The sequence below is a fragment of the Actinomycetes bacterium genome (assembly GCA_036000965.1).
Taxonomy (GTDB): domain Bacteria; phylum Actinomycetota; class CALGFH01; order CALGFH01; family CALGFH01; genus DASYUT01.
In genome coordinates this window covers 21,077-37,029 of sequence record DASYUT010000048.1, presented here as the reverse complement: position 1 = coordinate 37,029, position 15,953 = coordinate 21,077, and the positions used below count along the sequence as shown (strand labels likewise).

The window sequence follows — 15,953 nt, the reverse complement described above, 5'->3', positions numbered from 1 at the left end:
TGAAGGGAGTCGTCACGCGGCGGGGATGACGCCGTTGGCGTAGCGCGCTTGGTGTGTTCGTCGTTTCTCTTGGGCGAGGTGGTAGCGCCAGTACTCGGTCAAGTCGCCGTTGCCATGTAGGGCCCGGAGCTTGAGGATCGCCTCCGCGCCGGGCAGCCCCCAGCGTGCGCCGGTGAGGTCCATGCGGTCGTTGACCAGGTGCCGGCAGGCGCCCTCGATGACAACGCCGGTGGCGATCGGCCAGCCGCATTCCAGCGCGGTCGCGTAGTCCAGGTAGGGCCGCTTGCTGGTCAGGTAGTTGGCGCAGGTGTCGGCGTTGCGGCGCTGGCCGGCGGTAAGGCCGGCCCAGGTGGCCTTGCGGCGGATCGCACCGGCCACGTCGCTGCTGCGCCCTTGGAGGATCCGCAGCGCGTGGGTGCGCACCCACGGCTTGGCGTGGGGGTCGCCCTCGTCAAAGCAGCACCAGGCCGCCCGCCACAGGTACTCCAGCACGTGGACGAAGTCGACCACGACGGTCACGCGCACCCCGCGCGCTTGGGCTTCGGCGCGGATGCGGTCGAGCTGGTGGGTGTTGCCGTCGACCAGGGCGACCCAGGTCCGGTGGTGGTTGGGGTCGCGCCGGTCCGCCTCGTCGAACACCGCCGCGATGACCCAGGCGGCGTCGGCGACGACACTGGCCACAAGCCACTTCGAACGCGCCTTCGGCCCTGCGGCGCGCTGATCGTCGCCGCTGGCGAGGATGTCACCCGAGGCGCGAGGCGCCGGCGCGCAGTCATAGACGGCACCGACCTCGGCCATCCGCTTCCGGTTGCGCTGCTCCCCTTTGGACAACCGCGTGGTCAGCTTCTGGGTGGTCTTGGCCGCTGTCTTCCGCGTCGTGGCCCGCAGCCCCTCCGGCCGCATCACGATGCCCTTGCCGTCACAGCTTCCCACCAGCACATTCCCGACCGCGCTCAGGTGCCTTGGCCGCTGGGCGTAGAAGTCGTCGAAGTCACAGGCGGCCCGTTCGGCGAGCTGCTGCACCACACGCTTGCCCAGCCGCTGCCCCGTGGCCCGCTGGACCGCCTCGACCGCGGTGTCGAACGAGCCGCGTGCGCTCTCGACGGCCGCCAGCCGCCGAAGCCCATGGGAGTGCTTCTCGGTGGGCAGGTTCAGCACCCCATCGGCCGGGTGCAGGTTGCCGTACCCGCGGCGACGGTAGGCGATCCGCTCGACGCTCACCGCACCAAACACCGTCGCCAGCCTGCGCTGGTGTCCCGCCTCGGCGCTGCCCCGCACCACGCCATCGGCGCCCACCACCCCGTCCAGCCTGCGCTCCCGCTGCGCCCGCAGGTCCAGATGGTCCTCCCAGCAGCTGCCGGAACAGCTCCCGGCCCTCGACCTGGAGCCGTTCCCCCAGCTCCGCGTGCGTCAGGCCCGCCGATTCCTCACCGTCCAGCCAAGACACCACCGTCTCGAAGCGGTCACACGACCCGCTGAACGGCCCACCTGAGGTCTCCAACGCGTAGGCTTCCACCAGGCTCCTTCTCGTTGTCCACGTTCTGGTTCGACACCCAAGAACGTAGCGAGAAGGAGCCCCTCAAGCGCCCCCACCAACCACCCAGCCCACCACCGGGACTCCGACGCCGTCAGGTCCCTTCAACTGAGCCGCACCCAACTCATAATCCGCCGGTCGCAGGTTCGAGGCCTGCCGGGCCCACTACCTCTGAACAGCGCTGTTGCCGCTTGTAGGGCGACCGGCGGGGTGACCAGGAACAGCGCCTGAGACGACAGGCGGCGTGAGGGCGACGATGAGGGCAGCCCTGGGCGTGCCCTTGGCGGAAGCGTCCTGACCGGCTGGTGGCTGACAAGGGCTACAGCTACAGCAGCGTGCGCGCCGAGCTGCGACGGCGTGGCGTCGGCGTGGTGATCCCGACCCGGGCCGACCAGCCTCGCCTCTCCGGCTTCGACAAGGTCGCCTACCGGGACCGTAACCGGGTGGAGCGCAGCGTGGGCCGGCTCAAGCAGTTCCGCCGGATCGCACCCGCTACGACAGGCTCGCGGTCAACTGCCTGGCGTGGGTCATCCTCCACGTCATTCTGATCTGGCCATGACCCTTTGCGGACACACCGCAGGCGTTGGCGTTGGCCCGCGGGCGTGTGTGTGTCAGTTGGTGACGTTCGGGGGAGCGGCCAGCGTGTCGCCCGAGCGGGTCCGCCGATAGAGCACCGAACGGCCGACGCGGGACCGGGCGGCCAAGCCGCAGCCGAGCAGGACCGACAGGTGCTGGCTGACCGCGCCCGGCGTGACCGACAGGCGGCGGGCGAGCGCCGTGGTGGAGATCGGCTCGGCCAGGGCGACGAGCAGCTCAGCGCGGGTCCGTCCCACGAGGGCGGCCAGGGCGTCCGGGGCTGGTGATCCTCCGGTCTCCCACAGGGTGGCGATCCCGCGGGCTGGATAGGTGATGGTGGGCTGATACGGTTGGATCATCTTGCGCACGGTGGGCCAGCACATCGCGCCCGGCGCCAGCAGGAGCCCTTCCCCCGACAGTCGGCCCGAGTGGTCGTGCGGGTCCCAGACCGACAGCCGATCACCGTGCCAGGTGACGGTTTCGTGCAAGTCGTCGAACACTGCGCGGGCGCCGCCTGTCGCCAGGCGCCGGGAACGCCAGAGGACGTCGGCCTCCAGCAATGCCTGGATCCGCGGCCAGTAGTCGGCGAGCGCGAGATCCCAGTACGCCTGAAGAGTGTCGGCGATGCGGTGGGCGGCGCCGGCGGGGTCGTCACGGATACGCTGCGCGATCGGTGGCGGCACACCGGCAACCTCCGCTGTCTCGGTGACCACACGGTCGGGGGGTGTGCGCCGTACCTGCTCCAGCTCGTCGGCGAGGTCCGGCAAGGGAGACGACGGCGGCGGGGTGAGAAAGTCGGCGGTGTCCCCGCGCAGCGGCACCAGGGCGAACAGCTCCGACAGGTCGAGATCGGTCAGGAGCGGTCGCACTGTCCGAACCCATGGGAGATGCAGGGCGTGCTGCGACGGTGCACGCAGCACGATCAGACTGAGCACCAGTTCCCACAGGGCAGAGAAGGCGAACCGGATCCGGGCGACGTCGTCCGGGGTGAATCTCCACTCGATCACGCGTCCTCACCTTTTAGCTCTGGCTAAAAGTATCGCTCGATGGACAAGCCGCGTCCAGAGTCGACCGCATGACGACGGCGGAGATGCCGGACACCGAGAGGATTGTCATGGGAAGCGTTCTGTTGGACGTCTCGATGTCGCTGGACGGCTTCATCGCCGGGCCGAACGTCGGCGTCGGGCTGCCGCTGGGTGAGGGCGGTGAGCGGCTCCACGACTGGATGTCCAGCGCCGATCCCGATCGAGCCGGCGACTGGCACCGAACGGGAGCGAGCGACCTCGACGCCGAGGTCAAGCAGGAGCTGTTGGTCACGACCGGAGCCGTCGTGATGGGCAGGCGGACGTTCGACGTGGGCGTGGGGCCATGGGGGGACACCCCCTTCCCGGTGCCCTGCTTTGTGCTCACCCATGAGGCTCGAGACCCGCTCGTCAAGGAGAGCGGAACGTTCACCTTCGTCACCGACGGCATCCAAGGTGCACTGCGGCGAGCCCAGGCCGCCGCGGGCGGCAAGCACGTCAGCCTCATGGGTGCGGACCTCGCCCAGCAGGTTCTCAGCGCCGGCCTGCTCGACGAGCTGCACATTCACCTCGCGCCCGTGCTGATCGGTGCAGGTACCCGCCTCTTCGACAACCTCGGTAGCAACCACATCGAGCTGGAGCGCACCAGGCTGATCGAGTCCCCGCTCGCCACGCATCTGACATTCCGCGTCGTACGGCGAGCGGTCGCGGCGGCGGCCGGTCGCGCTGGCCGGTGACCAGGGCTACTCGTATCCCAGCGCGAGGACCGCGCTGCGCCACCCGGGCATCCTCGCGGTGATCCCCACCAGGTCCAACAGCCAAGCTAGGCGGACTTCGACCGGCAGCGGGGGCTGACCATTTCGTTGTGGACGGCCTGCCTGTTCGGCGGCTCGGCGCTGGGCCCGATCGTTAGTGGGGTCATGTTGGAGTACTTCTGGTGGGCTCGGTGTTCCTGCTGGGTGTGCCGGTCATGGTGCTGCTGCTGGTGACCGGCCCATGCTGGCCGGGTTGGTGTGCTCTGCGGTCGCCCTGCTCGTGCTGACGCAGGCTGGCAGGTCGGGCTGGTTGTTGACCGTGGTGGTTTGCGTCGCCGTGGCCGCCTTCGGTGTGGGACCGTTGTTCGCGCTCGGCACCGGCATGGTCGTCGGGTCCGCCCCGCCGGAGAGGGCCGGGTCTGCGGCGTCGCTGTCGGAGACCAGCAACGTGTTCGGCTCCACCCTGGGTCTGGCCATCCTGGGCAGTGTCGGAGCGGCTGTCTACCGCAGTGGGATGGCCGACACCACGCTGGCGGGCGTCCCGGGCGCAGTCGCCGAGGCCGCCCGCCTCAGCCTGCCGCTATCCGGGCCGCCCGCCCGGTGAGGTAGCGCTGTTCGGGCAGGCTTCTGGTGCGCCTGGCGGCGCGCTGGTAGCTGGCCTTCGCCGCTGGCATGTCTCCGGCCAGCTCCAGCAGGTGCGCCCGCACCGCGTCGAGCCGGTGCTGGCCGGAGAGTGCTTCCTCCAAAGTGGACAACAGATCCAGTCCGGCTTGCGGGCCTTTGACCATGGCCAGCGCGACCGCGTGATTGAGCCGCACCATGGGATTGGGCGCCATCCGTTCCAGCAGGCTGTAGAGGGCCAGGATCTGCGGCCAGTCCGTCTCCTGGGCCGTCGGGGCCTCGGCGTGCACCGCGGCAATGGCGGCCTGCAGCTGATACGGCCCCAGTGGCCCGTGCGAGAGCGTCCCGCTGACCAGGGAGATGCCTTCGGCGATGGACCGCTGGTCCCAGCGGGAACGGTCCTGTTCGGACAGGGGGATGAGGCCGCCGTCACCGGCGGTGCGGGTGGCGCGGCGGGCGTCGGTCAGCAGCATCAGCGCCAGCAGCCCGGTCACCTCACCGTCGTGCGGCAGTATTTGGCGCAGCGTCCGGGTGAGCCGGATCGCCTCGCCGGTCAGGCCGGTATCGATCAGCTGCGGCCCGGAGGTGGTGGTGTAACCCTCGTTGAAGATCAGGTACAGGACCTGCAGGACCACCCGCAGCCGCTGCGCCTGCTCGGCCGGCAGCGGAAGGGTGAACGTGGCCCCCGCGGCCTTGATGGCCTGCTTGGCCCGGCTGATCCGCTGGGCCATCGTGGCCTCCGGCACCAGGAACGCCCGGGCGATCTGCGCGGTGCTCAGCCCACCGGCCGCGCGCAGCGTCAGCGCCACCTGCGACGGCGCTGACAGCGCCGGGTGGCAGCACAGCAGCAGCAGTTTCAGCGTGTCATCGGTGCCGGGGACCTCCGCCTGGCCCGCCGGTGCAATTGCCGCCACGGTTTCCTCGCGGCGCCGGCGGGCGTCGTCGCTGCGCCACTGGTCCACCAGCCGCCGCGATGCCACGGTGACCAGCCAGCCGCGCGGGTTGCCCGGCACGCCGTCGTGTGGCCACTGCTGGGCCGCGGCGAGCAGTGCTTCCTGCACCGCGTCCTCAGCCTCGCTGAACTGGCCGTAGCGGTCGATAAGGGTGCCGAGGACCTGCGGCACGAGATCGCGCAGCAGATCCTCGGGCGGACCGGAAGCCGTCACATCTCCGTCCCCGTCTCATCCATGATCGCGCGGACCTCCATGGCGCCAAACCGCGCATCCGGCCAGCGGGCGGCAATGTCCAGGGCACGTTGCTCGGTCTCCACATCCACGATGAGGTACCCGGCCAGCTGTTCCTTAGCCTCAGCGAACGGCCCATCGATCGTCACCGGCAGCCCATCACGGACCCGCACGGTCTTGGTGTTCGACGGGTGTCCCAGCGCCTGGCCGCCGAGAAACTCCCCGGTCTCCCTCAGCTCAGCTACGATCTTATCGACGTCGGCCATGATGCCGTCGCGTTCCTGCGCAGACAGCGACTCCAGGAAATCGGCGTTGTTCCGGATCAGCAGAATGTACTTCATGTCATCTCCCTCTTGAGGTGTGCCTCTGCCAAGAGGCCGGAGCTGCCGCAGCGTGCTCTGGTCCATCCAACCCACCCGTGGCGGGCCCTTATCGCTACCCGGTAGTCCAAGAGCCGGACGCTCGGCCTGTCCACGCCAAGCCACTCGTGTGGGAGGAAGACGACGCGCACAGGCAGGCCCAGCATCAGTTGCCCGGAACGCAGCGGGCAAGGCCGCCTGAGACCCAACCGTCACATCCATCAACCGGCACAGGCCCGATCCTCTCGGCAATCCACTGCCCGACGAGCATCTCCACCCCGTCGGTCCTCCCAGACGGTCAACGCCGGTAACACAGCCTCCCGCCACCCTGAAACTGGCCATCTGCGCGCCACGGTAACGCTGCGGTCAACGGACGCAGCCCACCCTCGCGGTCGGATCAGTCAGGGTGTCCGTGATGCTCGCCCTGGCTTGGCGCAACGCAGTAGCGCCGCCGCGCGCCCCACACCCGGCTGATGCTGGTGACAGATGACGGTTGACCAAATGTTGAAGTTGGTCGTACAGTAGGTGCAACGGCGTCGATGACAGGAGCGCGTCATGAGCAACCAGACCGTGTTGATCTCCGGAGCCGGCATCGCCGGGCCGACGCTGGCGTACTGGCTGGCGCGGCACGGATTCCATCCCACCGTCGTCGAACACGCGGGGGCGCTGCGGTCCAGCGGAAGTCCAGTGGACGTCAGAGGGCGGGCCGTGGACGTGGCCGAGCGGATGGGCGTCATGCCACGCATCCGCGACGCCGGCACGCACGTAACGGACATGAGTTTCGTCAACGCCACGGGCCGGCGCGTCGGCAGGGTCAACATGCGGGCCCTGCAACGAGCGGCCGGCAGCCGCGAGGTTGAGCTGCCACGCGGCGACCTCGCGTCGATCCTGTACCAGGCGAGTCGGGACCAGGCCGACGCCGTTTCGACCTGGTGATCGGCGCCGACGGGCTGCACTCGGCGGTGCGTCGGTTGGCATTCGGGCCGGAATCCGACTTCGTCCACCACATGGGCCTCTACGTCGCGACCATGCGGCTGGATGGTCTGGATGGTCTGATCGAACGGGGGCGGGAGGTCATCATGCACAACACCCCCGGCAGGGCGGTCGCCATCCACCCGTCGCGCGGCGACGCCCTGGCGTTCTTCGCGTTCCGAAGCCCGGCGGTGCCGGACTTCGACCCCCACGACACCGCCCAGCACAAGCGGCTGCTGGCCGCCGCGTTCGCGGACGGCTCCTGGCGGGTGCCCGAGCTGCTGCGCCGCATCCACGCCGCCGATGACCTCTACTTCGACTCCGTGAGCCGAGTGCGTCTGCGCCCCTGGGGGCACGGCCGGGTCGCGCTACTCGGTGACGCCGCGTCCTGCGTATCGCTGTTCGGGGACGGCTCCACCCTGGCCATGGCGGGGGCGTTCACCCTCGCCGACGAGCTGGCGGCCAATCCCGGCGACCACCGGTTGGCCTTCCGCCGCTACGAGGCCAGGCACCGGACCCTGGTGGACCCCAAGCAGCGGAACCTCGCGCGGGGCGCCTCGCTGCTCATCCCGGCGACGCGGCGCGGCATCCTGGCCCGGAACCTGGTCACCCGGCTGTGGCCGCTGGGAGCCGCCGCCGGATGGCTGCGGCGCCGCCCTGCCCCTGTGAGTTGACGAAAACTCGAACTTGGTCATATGGTGGGTGCATGAGCGCGACCGTCGACCGGCTCCGAGACCCGCGGCAGCGGCAGGAACGTGCCACGCGGATCCTCGACGTGGCGGCAGCGTTGCTGCTGCGACACGGCTACCGGCGGGTGACCGTCGACGACGTGGCCGCCGGCGCCGACATCGGCAAGGGCACCGTCTACCTGCACTGGAAGAGCCGCGAGGAGCTGTTCACCGCCGTCTTCGAGCGGGAGGTGCTCCACGCGATCGGCGAGCTGCTGCAGGCGCTGCGCCAGGATCCGCAGCTGTGCCTGCTGCACCGCTTCGCCCGCGCGTACTTCCTGGCGATCATGAACCGGCCGCTCCTGCAAGGGTTCGTCCTGGGCGACGCCGACCTGCTGGGCAAGCTGGCCCAACCCCGCGGCAGTGCCCGCGACGACCGGCACCGCCTGCTGTCCCGCACCTACTTCGAGCTGCTCGCCGAGCACGGCCTGCTGCGCGACGATCTGGACGTCGACGCGATCGCCTACGCGTTCCAGGCCACGTTCGAAGGGTTCCTGCAGGCGGAGGCGGCCGCCGCAGCACCGACGACCGCCGGCCACGCCGCGGCCGGCCTGGACCAGCGGGCGGACCTGCTCGCACGGACCGTCCAGCGGGCGTTCGAGAGCGGGCGCACGATCCCTCGCCGCGCGCAGCAGTCTCTCGCGACCGCCGTCATCGACCTGCTCACCGACCTCACCGACGCCGACCGCGACGACCTCGGCATCGCCGAAGCCTGACAGGGCAGGTTGGCCGCGCTCATCGCCGGGGCTTGGTCACGCGAATTCGCTACTGAAGTCACTGACGCCTGCTGGGGAGCGTGGCACGCTGGCTTCGGCAGACCTGACCAATCGAGCAGGGTGTCGGTCGTCAGCACCGGGACGGTCGAGATCCACCCGGAGCATGCCTTCGGCAGCACAAAGCCGCTGTACTGGTGGCTGCTGACGTCCCGCGGCCGGTCAACGCCTACGTCGTCGAGCATGCCAGGGGGCTCATCCTGTTCGACACCGGGCAGGACCGCGCTTCGGTCACCGACGACTCGAACTTCCCCGCTGGCTTCACGGGATTCCTCTTCCGGCTCAACCACAACATTCCGCCGGCGAGCCAGGCACCCTGGCAGCTCACCGAGGACGGGAGACGATGAGCGGCGGAGGGGGTCTTCGCGGACACCACGATGTCGCTGGACGGGTTCATCATGGGCATCGGCTGATCCTTGACACGTACATCCGCCGCAGCTAGAGGCAGCACCGAACGTCTGGTCGCCGCAGGAGGGTGAGCCGACATTGAACCAACAGTCGCCTTGGTCCGCCTTCGAGCAGTCGGCGCCGCAGCTTGCCACCCACGGGCGTGGGCTCATCGAGCGGTTCGGCTTCGTCTTGCTTGGAACGATTCGCGGTGATGGGACACCTCGGATCAGCCCCGTTGAGGTCCACCTGGTCAACGGCCACCTGATGCTCGCCATGATCCCGCACACCCACAAGGCGCGAGACGTGCAGCGCGATCCCCGCATCGTCCTGCAAACGCCCGTGACCCATGCGGGCGACCCAGGCGACGAGCTGAAGCTGCGCGGCCGCGCCGTCGAGGTCGACACCGAGCAGAGGGAGGCGACCGCGGATGCGATCCAGGCAAGCAGCGGATGGCGTCCGGAGTCGTCGTGGCTCTTCCTGTCAGTGGTGGTGGAGGACGCGGCCTACTTGGGCTGGGAGAAGGGGGAGATGCTGCTGCTGCGTTGGGACCACGAGCGTGGGCTGCGGAGGCCAGAGCGACGCCGCCTCGACGTCCCTGCCGGAAGGTACAAGCCCGTTGAGGCATGAACCATCGACCGAGGCAGATGAGCAGGCCGCGATCGACGCCGACCAGATCCAGGCGACCGGCATCCGGTATGCCAGCAAACGGCGCTGATCCAGCCGCCGACTGTTGGGCTTCGGCACCGACTGTTGGGCTTCGGCACCGACGGAGCCCTGCCTGGATGGGGGACTTGAGGTCAGCGCGACCGTGCTTACTCGACCCTTGGGCCGCCGTCATCCGGCCGCGAGGTTCGCCACCTTCCTGGCCCCCAGCATGCTGCCCACCTACCAGCCAGGCCGCCGGCTGGACCAGCCTCACCCAGACCGCTGCCGGCCCCTGACGCCCTGCGCGGTGGAGGAGGATGCGTCGGAGGCGGCTGCGGCCTGGCGGAGCCGTCCCAGCACGTGGTCGAGGGTGCTGACGAAGCTGGCCAGATCGGCGGCAGGGACGTCACCGAGCAGCAACCGGGCACCCTCCTGATAGTCGGCATGCAGCTTGGCCGCGGCCGCCGCACCTTGCTCGGTGAGGGCGACCAGCGTCGCCCGCCGGTCGGTTGGGTGCCGGCCCCGAGTCACATACCCGCCGGCTTCCAGCGCGTCCAGCAGCCCGGTCACGTTGCGTGGGGTGACCCGCAGCGCCTGGCTGAGCGCCCGCTGGGTCACCGGGCCCTGCTGATGCAGCTGCCAGATCACCGCGGCGCGGGCCCGGGTCAGGCCGCGGTCGAGCAGCCCCAGCTCCATCTGCTCGCCCAGCAGCACCGCCAGCTCGAACAGCCGCATCAGCGCGTCGTGCGCCATCGCTGATGCGAGAGAAGATTCATTGTGTATTTTCTTCACTATGTTGTATCCTCCGGGTTCATCGTAACCCATCCCACGCAAGGCAGGACTCACAGGCGAGGTGGACGCATGACGGACGTTGCCGGTCGGATCGTGGTCTCCGGCCTGAGGAAGACCTACGGCGGCACCACGGCGGTCGACGACCTGAGCCTCACCGTGGAACCAGGCACGATCACCGGGTTCCTCGGCCCCAACGGCGCTGGCAAGACCACCACCCTGCGCATGCTGCTCGGCCTGGTCACCCCGGACGCCGGCACCGCCACCATCAGCGGCCGCAGCTACACCGCCCTGCCGGTCCCCAACGACGAGGTCGGCGCGGTACTGGACGCAGCAGGCTTCCACCCTGCCCGCAGTGGCAGCAACCACCTGCGCGTCTACTGCACCGTCAACGGCTACCCGCCCGCTCGCGCCGACCAGGTCCTGGCGCTCGTCGGGTTGACCGGCGCGAGCCGCCGACCGGTGGGTGGCTACTCGCTCGGGATGCGCCAACGGCTCGCGCTGGCCACCGCGCTGCTCGGCGACCCCCGCGTGCTGGTCCTGGATGAACCCGCCAACGGCCTTGACCCCGAAGGCATCGCCTGGCTACGCCGGCTGCTGCGCGAGCTCGCCGATCAGGGTCGCACCGTGCTGGTCTCCAGCCACGTGCTGTCCGAAGTCCAGCAGCTCGTCGACCACGTGGTCATCCTCCACAAGGGCCGCCTCGTCCGCCAGGGCACCCTGGCCGAACTCTCCGATCGGCATGGGCGGGTGGTGTCGGTTCGCACCCCGCAGCCCGACCGACTTCTCGCCGCGCTCGCCGGGACGGGAGTCGACAGGGCGCGGATCCAGCGGACCGGGCCGGACAGCCTGCAGGTCATCGGCTTGCAGGCCGCCGAGGTCGGCCATCTCGCATTCCTCGAGCGGGTCGAGTTGCACGAGCTGGCCGTCGGACGCAGCGACCTCGAGCAGGCCTTCTTCGCACTGACCGGCCAGACCGGCCAGCAACCAGCCCTCGTGCTCAAGGAGGTGAGCTGACATGCGCCGCCTGGTCGCCGCCGAGTTCCACAAGCTGTTCACCACCCGGCTGTGGCTGTGGCTACTGCTCGGCTCGATCGCGCTGACCGCGCTGTACGCCAGTCTTGCCATCGCGTTTGGCGATTCCCCAGACAACCCGACCCCGCCACTGTCAAGCCCGGGCGGGCAGCGTACCGTGTTCTCCGTCGGCCAGGGCGCCGGCACGCTGCTGGCCGTGCTGGCCGCCATCGGCCTCACCGGGGAGTTCCGGCACAAGACGGCAACCCCGACCTTCCTGGCGACCCCGCGGCGTGGCCGGGTCGTGCTCGCCAAGCTGGTCACCTACGGGCTGGTCGGTGTCGGCTACGCGCTGGTCTGCGTCGCGGTCACGGTTGCGGTCGCGCTGCCATGGCTTGGCGCCAAGGGCATCGACGTGCCGCTGTCCAGCAACGGCATCCCGGCCACGCTGGCCGGCGTCGTCGCCGCGGTCGCGATCTTCGGCCTGATCGGGGTGGGGCTGGGGGCTCTGCTCCGCGACCAGGTCGCCACCGTGGTGGGGCTGCTGGTCTACCTGTTCGTGGTCGAGCCCATCGTGACCCGGATCCCAGCGCTGCGCGGCTGGACGGTCTACCTGCCCGGCGCGGCGGCCAACGCGCTCACCCAGGTCGCCCAGGCCAACCAGCAGTTCCTCCAGCCGTGGCAGGGCGGCATCGTGCTCGCCGGCTACGGCATCGTGCTCGCCGCGGCCGGCACGTTCCTCACCGTCCGCCACGACGTCACCTGACGGCTGCCAAGCGCTCCATCGCCCTGGCGTCGGCTTCGTCAACCTGCGGCTGCAGGACGGCTGGCTGACCAGGCAGGCGCTCCCAGGCGCCCAGCGGCTCGGCGTGGCGCCCGACCCGACGTGCACCGATGAGTCTCGAAGGCGGAGCGCCTTGGCGGGAAGCGGATGATGGGCCCGGACAAGGTGATGGAGGGCGTCGAGATCGGCCAGCTCGCAGACCCCGAGGGACACCTGATCGGGCTCCTCAAGGCAACTTCATAGCGGTCTTGCGGTGTGCGTGACAGGGGCCTGCTGACCGGGCCCCTGTCAGCCATCGGTTGCTGGGCAAGAGGTGGTTTCACAACGTCGGTGGTGATGCGGGATGATCCGCGGCCATGGCGACCTCTTCGTGCTCGGATGAGATGAGAACTGAGCGAGCTACTCAGCTTCATCTGCCTCGGCCGCGCCGTCGGCGATGTCCCGGTCCACTGGCCGCGCGAACACGAGCATGCGGAAATGCTCTGCCAGGTTGGCGAGGTCGCCGCCAAAGGCCCGCGGCTCGGTGAGCGGAGGGAAGTGCTCGCGCGTCTCGGCGACGAACTGGACCAGCTGCGGTGGAAGCCCTCGCTCGGTAGCTGGGAGCCAATGGCAGGCGCCGGCTGCGAGCAGCGCGAGCACGGCAACACAGCACTCAGCGGCGGCCCGTTCTCGTGACCACGCGAGAAATGCCGGCGAGGCGACATCGTTTTGGCCAGGCCCTCCGCGTGGAAGAACCAGCGGCTGCGCTGCCCCACGCGCCTCTTCCGCGTAGCCGACCGCGACCATCATCAGCAAGCGTAGCAGCTCGCGCCTGTCGGACGGCGTACCTGAAGACACGGCGGTGGCGTTGAAGACAAGGTGCTCGACATGGCGCTCGGCAAGCTGACACAGGTCCGCCCAGCAGACAGCGAGATCGTGCAATGCGGCAGAGGCAGCCGCGTTGTGGTAGCCGCCCGTGCTGAGGACGCGGCCGTCCGGATAGCCCGCCGAGGGTGGCAGGTAAACCGGGTTGTCCGACACCGAGCGCAGTGACTCCGTGGCTGTGCGCGAGGCAGCCTCCAGCACACGCTCCGCCTGGCCGAGCACGCGGGGTAAAATGCGGTAGCTGACGGGCGCCTGGTAGGGTCGGCGTCCGGGCGGCGCGTCAGCCAGCAGCACCCGCAGTCGTTGCAGCGCCCGTGCCTCATACTCGTCGCCCCAGAGCTCCTCCAACGCCGCGTCGTAGGCATCGAGGGGCGCACGCAAGGCCTCCACCGACAGCGCGAAGACTGCATAAGCGAGCCTCAGACGGCTACGCGTGGCGAGCACGGCGTCAGCGATCAACGCGGCTGCACAGGGCGAGCCGTTGATCAGCGCGAGCCCCTCCTTCTCGCCGATGTCACGCGACTCGATCAGCGGCCCGAACAGATGGCTCAGCGCGAGGATCTCACCTGATCCGCCGTTGCCCTGCAACGGTACAGAGGGCAACGTCCGGCGATCCAGCAGCTCAGCCACCGCGGCCAGGAGCCTCCCACTGACCGCGGCATGACCTTCGAGGAGGTTCGCCAGCCGAGCGAGCACGATGCCGCGGACCACGCGCTCGGGCAGCGGCTCACCAAACGAGGCAGCGCGGTAGGCTGCGGCCCACGTCTGCTGACGACGCTCCTGCCGACCGAGCCGGACGGCGGCACGTTCGCCATAACCGCTCGTCACGCCATAGACGGTGACCTCTGGGTTCTCCAGCAGCCGGAGGAAGGCGGCGCGCGCCGCGTCCGCCCCCGCCAGCGCGGTGGGCGCGATCCGAACCGGCTCGCCCTGCCATGCAACGCGCTCGAAGAAGTCGAGGGTGATCTGTGAGCGCGACGCAAGCCTGAGAACCATGCCTCTCACAGTATTCCCAGCTGGTGGGCCAGTCGAAGACTCAGCGTGTACGCCTGGCTGCGGCGCGAGGGCACGCTCGAGATGGCGACGGACTGGGGCACTCGAGCCCCGCTTGAAGGGACCGGACGCCACTACGGTAGTTCTGTCCGCTCAAGACGTAAGTGACTTCTTCCTGTCTCGCCATGCGGTGACCGCAGCGCCTGCACCTGGCCTCGCTCAGGCGAGCGCTGCGGCCTCTGGCGACTGCTCCAAGGCTCTGCCACGGGCACCCGGCAGCAGGAAGATCAGCAGGAAGCAGACGAGGTACACGGCGACCTCGAACAGCAGGGTGCGCTCGAAGGCGTCGGAGAAGTTCTGCCTGCGGGCGTCCTCGGCGGCCGCCGTCACCACCTGGCCGATCCGGTCCTGGCCAGGGGCCTGCGCCCGGGTCTGCGCGCGCTGGCAGCTGGCCGGGGTGGCCGACGGGTCCTTGGCGTTGGCCCGGTCCTGGAAGCAGGCCTCGAAGCCGGCGACGACCTGCCGGCTCACCGGTGCGGGCGCCCCCGCCGTCTCAAGGTCGGCACGGAGCCGCGGGGCCAGGTCGGCGGTGACCGCAGCGGCGTGGCTGCCGAGCAGCCCGAAGAAGATCACCCCGATCACGGCCACCCCGACCGCGCCGCCGACCTGCTGGATGGTGGTGAGCACCCCCGAGGCCGAGCCGGCGTCCTGCCCGCGGATGCCGTCGAGCACGATGTTGACCAGCGGCGCGATCACGCAGCCCAGGCCGAGGCCGCATACGGCCAGGGCGGGGATGAGCTGCCAGGAGTCGACCCCGCCGCCGTAGCGGTCGACGGTCCAGCTGAGCCCGGCCATGCCGGCGGCCAGCAGCAGCGTGCCGAGGCTGAGGATGCGCCGGCCCAGCCGGGGCGCCAGCCGCGCCGAGGCGGCCGAGGCGAGCGCCGAGCCGACCGCGAACGGGATGCCGGTGAGCCCGGCGTGCAGGGCGGTGAAGCCGAGCCCGATCTGCAGCCAGAGCGTGAAGGTCAGGAAGAAGGCCGGGATGCCCATGAAGAAGATGCCGGCCACCAGCAGACCGGCGACGAACGCCCGCTGCCGGAACAGGGCCGGTTCGACCAGCGGGGAGCCGTCGGCCGCCTTCTTGCGCCGCTCCCAGACGGCGAAGGCGGCCAGCACGGGCACGGCCGCGGCCATCGACAGGAACGTCCAGGCCGGCCAGTCGAGGTCGCGGCCCTGGACCAGCGGGTAGACCAGCAGCAGCAGGCCGGCGCTGACGATGCCGACGCCGACCAGGTCCAGCCGCAGCGCCTGGGGCGACCTGGACTCGTGCAGGAAGCGCGTGGCCGCGACCAGGGCGGCGATGCCGATGGGGACGTTGACCAGGAAGATCGGCCGCCAGCCGAGGCCCAGCAGGTCGGCCTCGATGAGCAGCCCCCCGACCAGCGGGCCGGTGATCGTGGCCAGCCCGATGGTGGCGCCGAAGCTGCCGAGGGCGGCGGCACGCTCCCGGGGCGGGAAGGTCACCTGGATGACGGCCAGGATCTGCGGGAACATGACCGCGCCCATGAGGCCCTGAAGGAGCCGGGAGCCGATCAGCATGCCGGGGTTCTGGGCCAGGCCGCACAGGGCGGAGGCGAGGGTGAAGCCGGTCATGCCGAGCATGAACATGCGCTTGCGCCCGAAGATGTCGCCGAGCCGGCCGCCCGTGATGAGGGTGACCGCGAAGGCGAGCTGGTAGCCGGCCAGCACCCACTGGATCTGGCTGTAGGTCGCGTCCAGGTCGCGCTGGATCGACGGGATGGCGACGTTGACGATGCTGATGTCGACCAGCTGCATGAAGCCGGCGATCAGCACGACGGCCAGGGCGACCCAGCGGCGCGGGTCGGCGTCCTGGTGGCCGGGCCGCCCGGCCGGGGTGGTCGCGGTAGTGCTCATGCGCGTGTCTCCGTG

Annotated in this window: 16 protein-coding genes and 1 pseudogene; 10 read left to right on the top strand and 7 right to left on the bottom strand. The window is 70.0% G+C overall.

From position 1 onward, the window contains the following. Positions 1-12: 12 nt before the first annotated feature. A complete protein-coding gene (locus tag VG276_03170) occupies positions 13-1,332 on the bottom strand; it encodes an ISKra4 family transposase (GenBank protein ID HEV8648410.1) in 1,320 nt (439 codons plus the stop codon). 507 nt (positions 1,333-1,839) lie between these two features. On the opposite strand from VG276_03170, the gene VG276_03165 reads away from it, so the two are divergent. Further along, on the top strand, positions 1,840-2,082 hold the full coding sequence (locus VG276_03165) for a transposase (protein ID HEV8648409.1): 243 nt from the start codon (positions 1,840-1,842) through the stop codon (positions 2,080-2,082). 63 nt (positions 2,083-2,145) lie between these two features. On the opposite strand, the gene VG276_03160 is transcribed toward VG276_03165, so the two are convergent. Beyond that, a complete protein-coding gene (locus tag VG276_03160) occupies positions 2,146-3,117 on the bottom strand; it encodes a DUF5937 family protein (GenBank protein HEV8648408.1) in 972 nt (323 codons plus the stop codon). A 107-nt stretch (positions 3,118-3,224) separates the two neighbouring features. Here VG276_03160 and VG276_03155 point away from each other — a divergent pair, with 107 nt between their 5' ends. Next, positions 3,225-3,869, top strand: a complete 645-nt coding sequence (locus VG276_03155) for a dihydrofolate reductase family protein (GenBank protein HEV8648407.1) — start codon at positions 3,225-3,227, stop codon at positions 3,867-3,869. A gap of 280 nt (positions 3,870-4,149) precedes the next feature. Continuing rightward, positions 4,150-4,464 (top strand): annotated as a pseudogene (locus VG276_03150) (MFS transporter). On the opposite strand, the gene VG276_03145 reads toward VG276_03150, so the two are convergent. Together VG276_03145 and VG276_03140 are read right to left on the bottom strand one after the other, a co-directional pair. Beyond that, on the bottom strand, positions 4,457-5,674 hold the full coding sequence (locus tag VG276_03145) for a DUF6596 domain-containing protein (GenBank protein ID HEV8648406.1): 1,218 nt from the start codon (positions 5,672-5,674) through the stop codon (positions 4,457-4,459). The pseudogene VG276_03150 and the gene VG276_03145 sit on opposite strands and share 8 nt — an antisense overlap. Continuing rightward, positions 5,671-6,033: a YciI family protein gene (locus VG276_03140; protein HEV8648405.1), complete on the bottom strand. Its 363-nt coding sequence runs from the start codon at positions 6,031-6,033 to the stop codon at positions 5,671-5,673. Before VG276_03140 ends, VG276_03145 begins: the two co-directional genes overlap by 4 nt. Before the next feature lie 573 nt (positions 6,034-6,606). On the opposite strand from VG276_03140, the gene VG276_03135 reads away from it, so the two are divergent. The 5 genes from VG276_03135 (at position 6,607) to VG276_03115 (ending at position 9,541) form a co-directional block, all read left to right on the top strand. Beyond that, positions 6,607-6,987 (top strand): FAD-dependent monooxygenase, encoded by a 381-nt coding sequence (locus VG276_03135; protein ID HEV8648404.1) that lies wholly within the window; start codon positions 6,607-6,609, stop codon positions 6,985-6,987. A gap of 35 nt (positions 6,988-7,022) precedes the next feature. Continuing rightward, positions 7,023-7,697, top strand: a complete 675-nt coding sequence (locus tag VG276_03130; GenBank protein HEV8648403.1) for a hypothetical protein — start codon at positions 7,023-7,025, stop codon at positions 7,695-7,697. A gap of 32 nt (positions 7,698-7,729) precedes the next feature. Next, a complete protein-coding gene (locus VG276_03125; GenBank protein HEV8648402.1) occupies positions 7,730-8,467 on the top strand; it encodes a helix-turn-helix domain-containing protein in 738 nt (245 codons plus the stop codon). Positions 8,468-8,661: 194 nt separating this feature from the next. Continuing rightward, positions 8,662-8,871, top strand: coding sequence for a hypothetical protein (locus VG276_03120; GenBank protein HEV8648401.1), 210 nt, complete (start codon positions 8,662-8,664; stop codon positions 8,869-8,871). Between the two features lie 139 nt (positions 8,872-9,010). After that, on the top strand, positions 9,011-9,541 hold the full coding sequence (locus VG276_03115) for a pyridoxamine 5'-phosphate oxidase family protein (GenBank protein ID HEV8648400.1): 531 nt from the start codon (positions 9,011-9,013) through the stop codon (positions 9,539-9,541). Between the two features lie 288 nt (positions 9,542-9,829). Here the strand turns inward: VG276_03115 and VG276_03110 are convergent, their stop codons facing one another. After that, positions 9,830-10,312 (bottom strand): MarR family transcriptional regulator, encoded by a 483-nt coding sequence (locus VG276_03110; GenBank protein HEV8648399.1) that lies wholly within the window; start codon positions 10,310-10,312, stop codon positions 9,830-9,832. A gap of 108 nt (positions 10,313-10,420) precedes the next feature. On the opposite strand from VG276_03110, the gene VG276_03105 reads away from it, so the two are divergent. Together VG276_03105 and VG276_03100 are read left to right on the top strand one after the other, a co-directional pair. Continuing rightward, entirely contained in the window at positions 10,421-11,365 is a 945-nt protein-coding gene (locus VG276_03105) for an ABC transporter ATP-binding protein (GenBank protein HEV8648398.1), read from the top strand. Between the two features lies 1 nt (position 11,366). Next, the gene (locus VG276_03100) at positions 11,367-12,128 is read left to right on the top strand and encodes an ABC transporter permease (protein HEV8648397.1); all 762 of its coding nucleotides are present in this window, start codon (positions 11,367-11,369) and stop codon (positions 12,126-12,128) included. Positions 12,129-12,545: 417 nt separating this feature from the next. On the opposite strand, the gene VG276_03095 is transcribed toward VG276_03100, so the two are convergent. Both VG276_03095 and VG276_03090 read right to left on the bottom strand, forming a co-directional pair. After that, a complete protein-coding gene (locus tag VG276_03095; protein HEV8648396.1) occupies positions 12,546-14,006 on the bottom strand; it encodes an aromatic amino acid lyase in 1,461 nt (486 codons plus the stop codon). 216 nt (positions 14,007-14,222) lie between these two features. Then, the gene (locus VG276_03090; protein ID HEV8648395.1) at positions 14,223-15,938 is read right to left on the bottom strand and encodes an MFS transporter; all 1,716 of its coding nucleotides are present in this window, start codon (positions 15,936-15,938) and stop codon (positions 14,223-14,225) included. Between the last annotated feature and the right edge of the window lie 15 nt (positions 15,939-15,953).

Bases quoted from the DNA above. Each gene is read 5' to 3' on its own strand.
- VG276_03105 (HEV8648398.1), top strand. From the start codon at position 10,421: ATGACGGACGTTGCCGGTCGGATCGTGGTCTCCGGCCTGAGGAAGACC.
- VG276_03110 (HEV8648399.1), bottom strand. From the start codon at position 10,312: ATGGCGCACGACGCGCTGATGCGGCTGTTCGAGCTGGCGGTGCTGCTG.
- VG276_03140 (HEV8648405.1), bottom strand. From the start codon at position 6,033: ATGAAGTACATTCTGCTGATCCGGAACAACGCCGATTTCCTGGAGTCG.
- VG276_03100 (HEV8648397.1), top strand. From the start codon at position 11,367: ATGCGCCGCCTGGTCGCCGCCGAGTTCCACAAGCTGTTCACCACCCGG.
- VG276_03135 (HEV8648404.1), top strand. From the start codon at position 6,607: ATGAGCAACCAGACCGTGTTGATCTCCGGAGCCGGCATCGCCGGGCCG.
- VG276_03095 (HEV8648396.1), bottom strand. From the start codon at position 14,006: ATGGTTCTCAGGCTTGCGTCGCGCTCACAGATCACCCTCGACTTCTTC.
- VG276_03090 (HEV8648395.1), bottom strand. From the start codon at position 15,938: ATGAGCACTACCGCGACCACCCCGGCCGGGCGGCCCGGCCACCAGGAC.
- VG276_03155 (HEV8648407.1), top strand. From the start codon at position 3,225: ATGGGAAGCGTTCTGTTGGACGTCTCGATGTCGCTGGACGGCTTCATC.
- VG276_03125 (HEV8648402.1), top strand. From the start codon at position 7,730: ATGAGCGCGACCGTCGACCGGCTCCGAGACCCGCGGCAGCGGCAGGAA.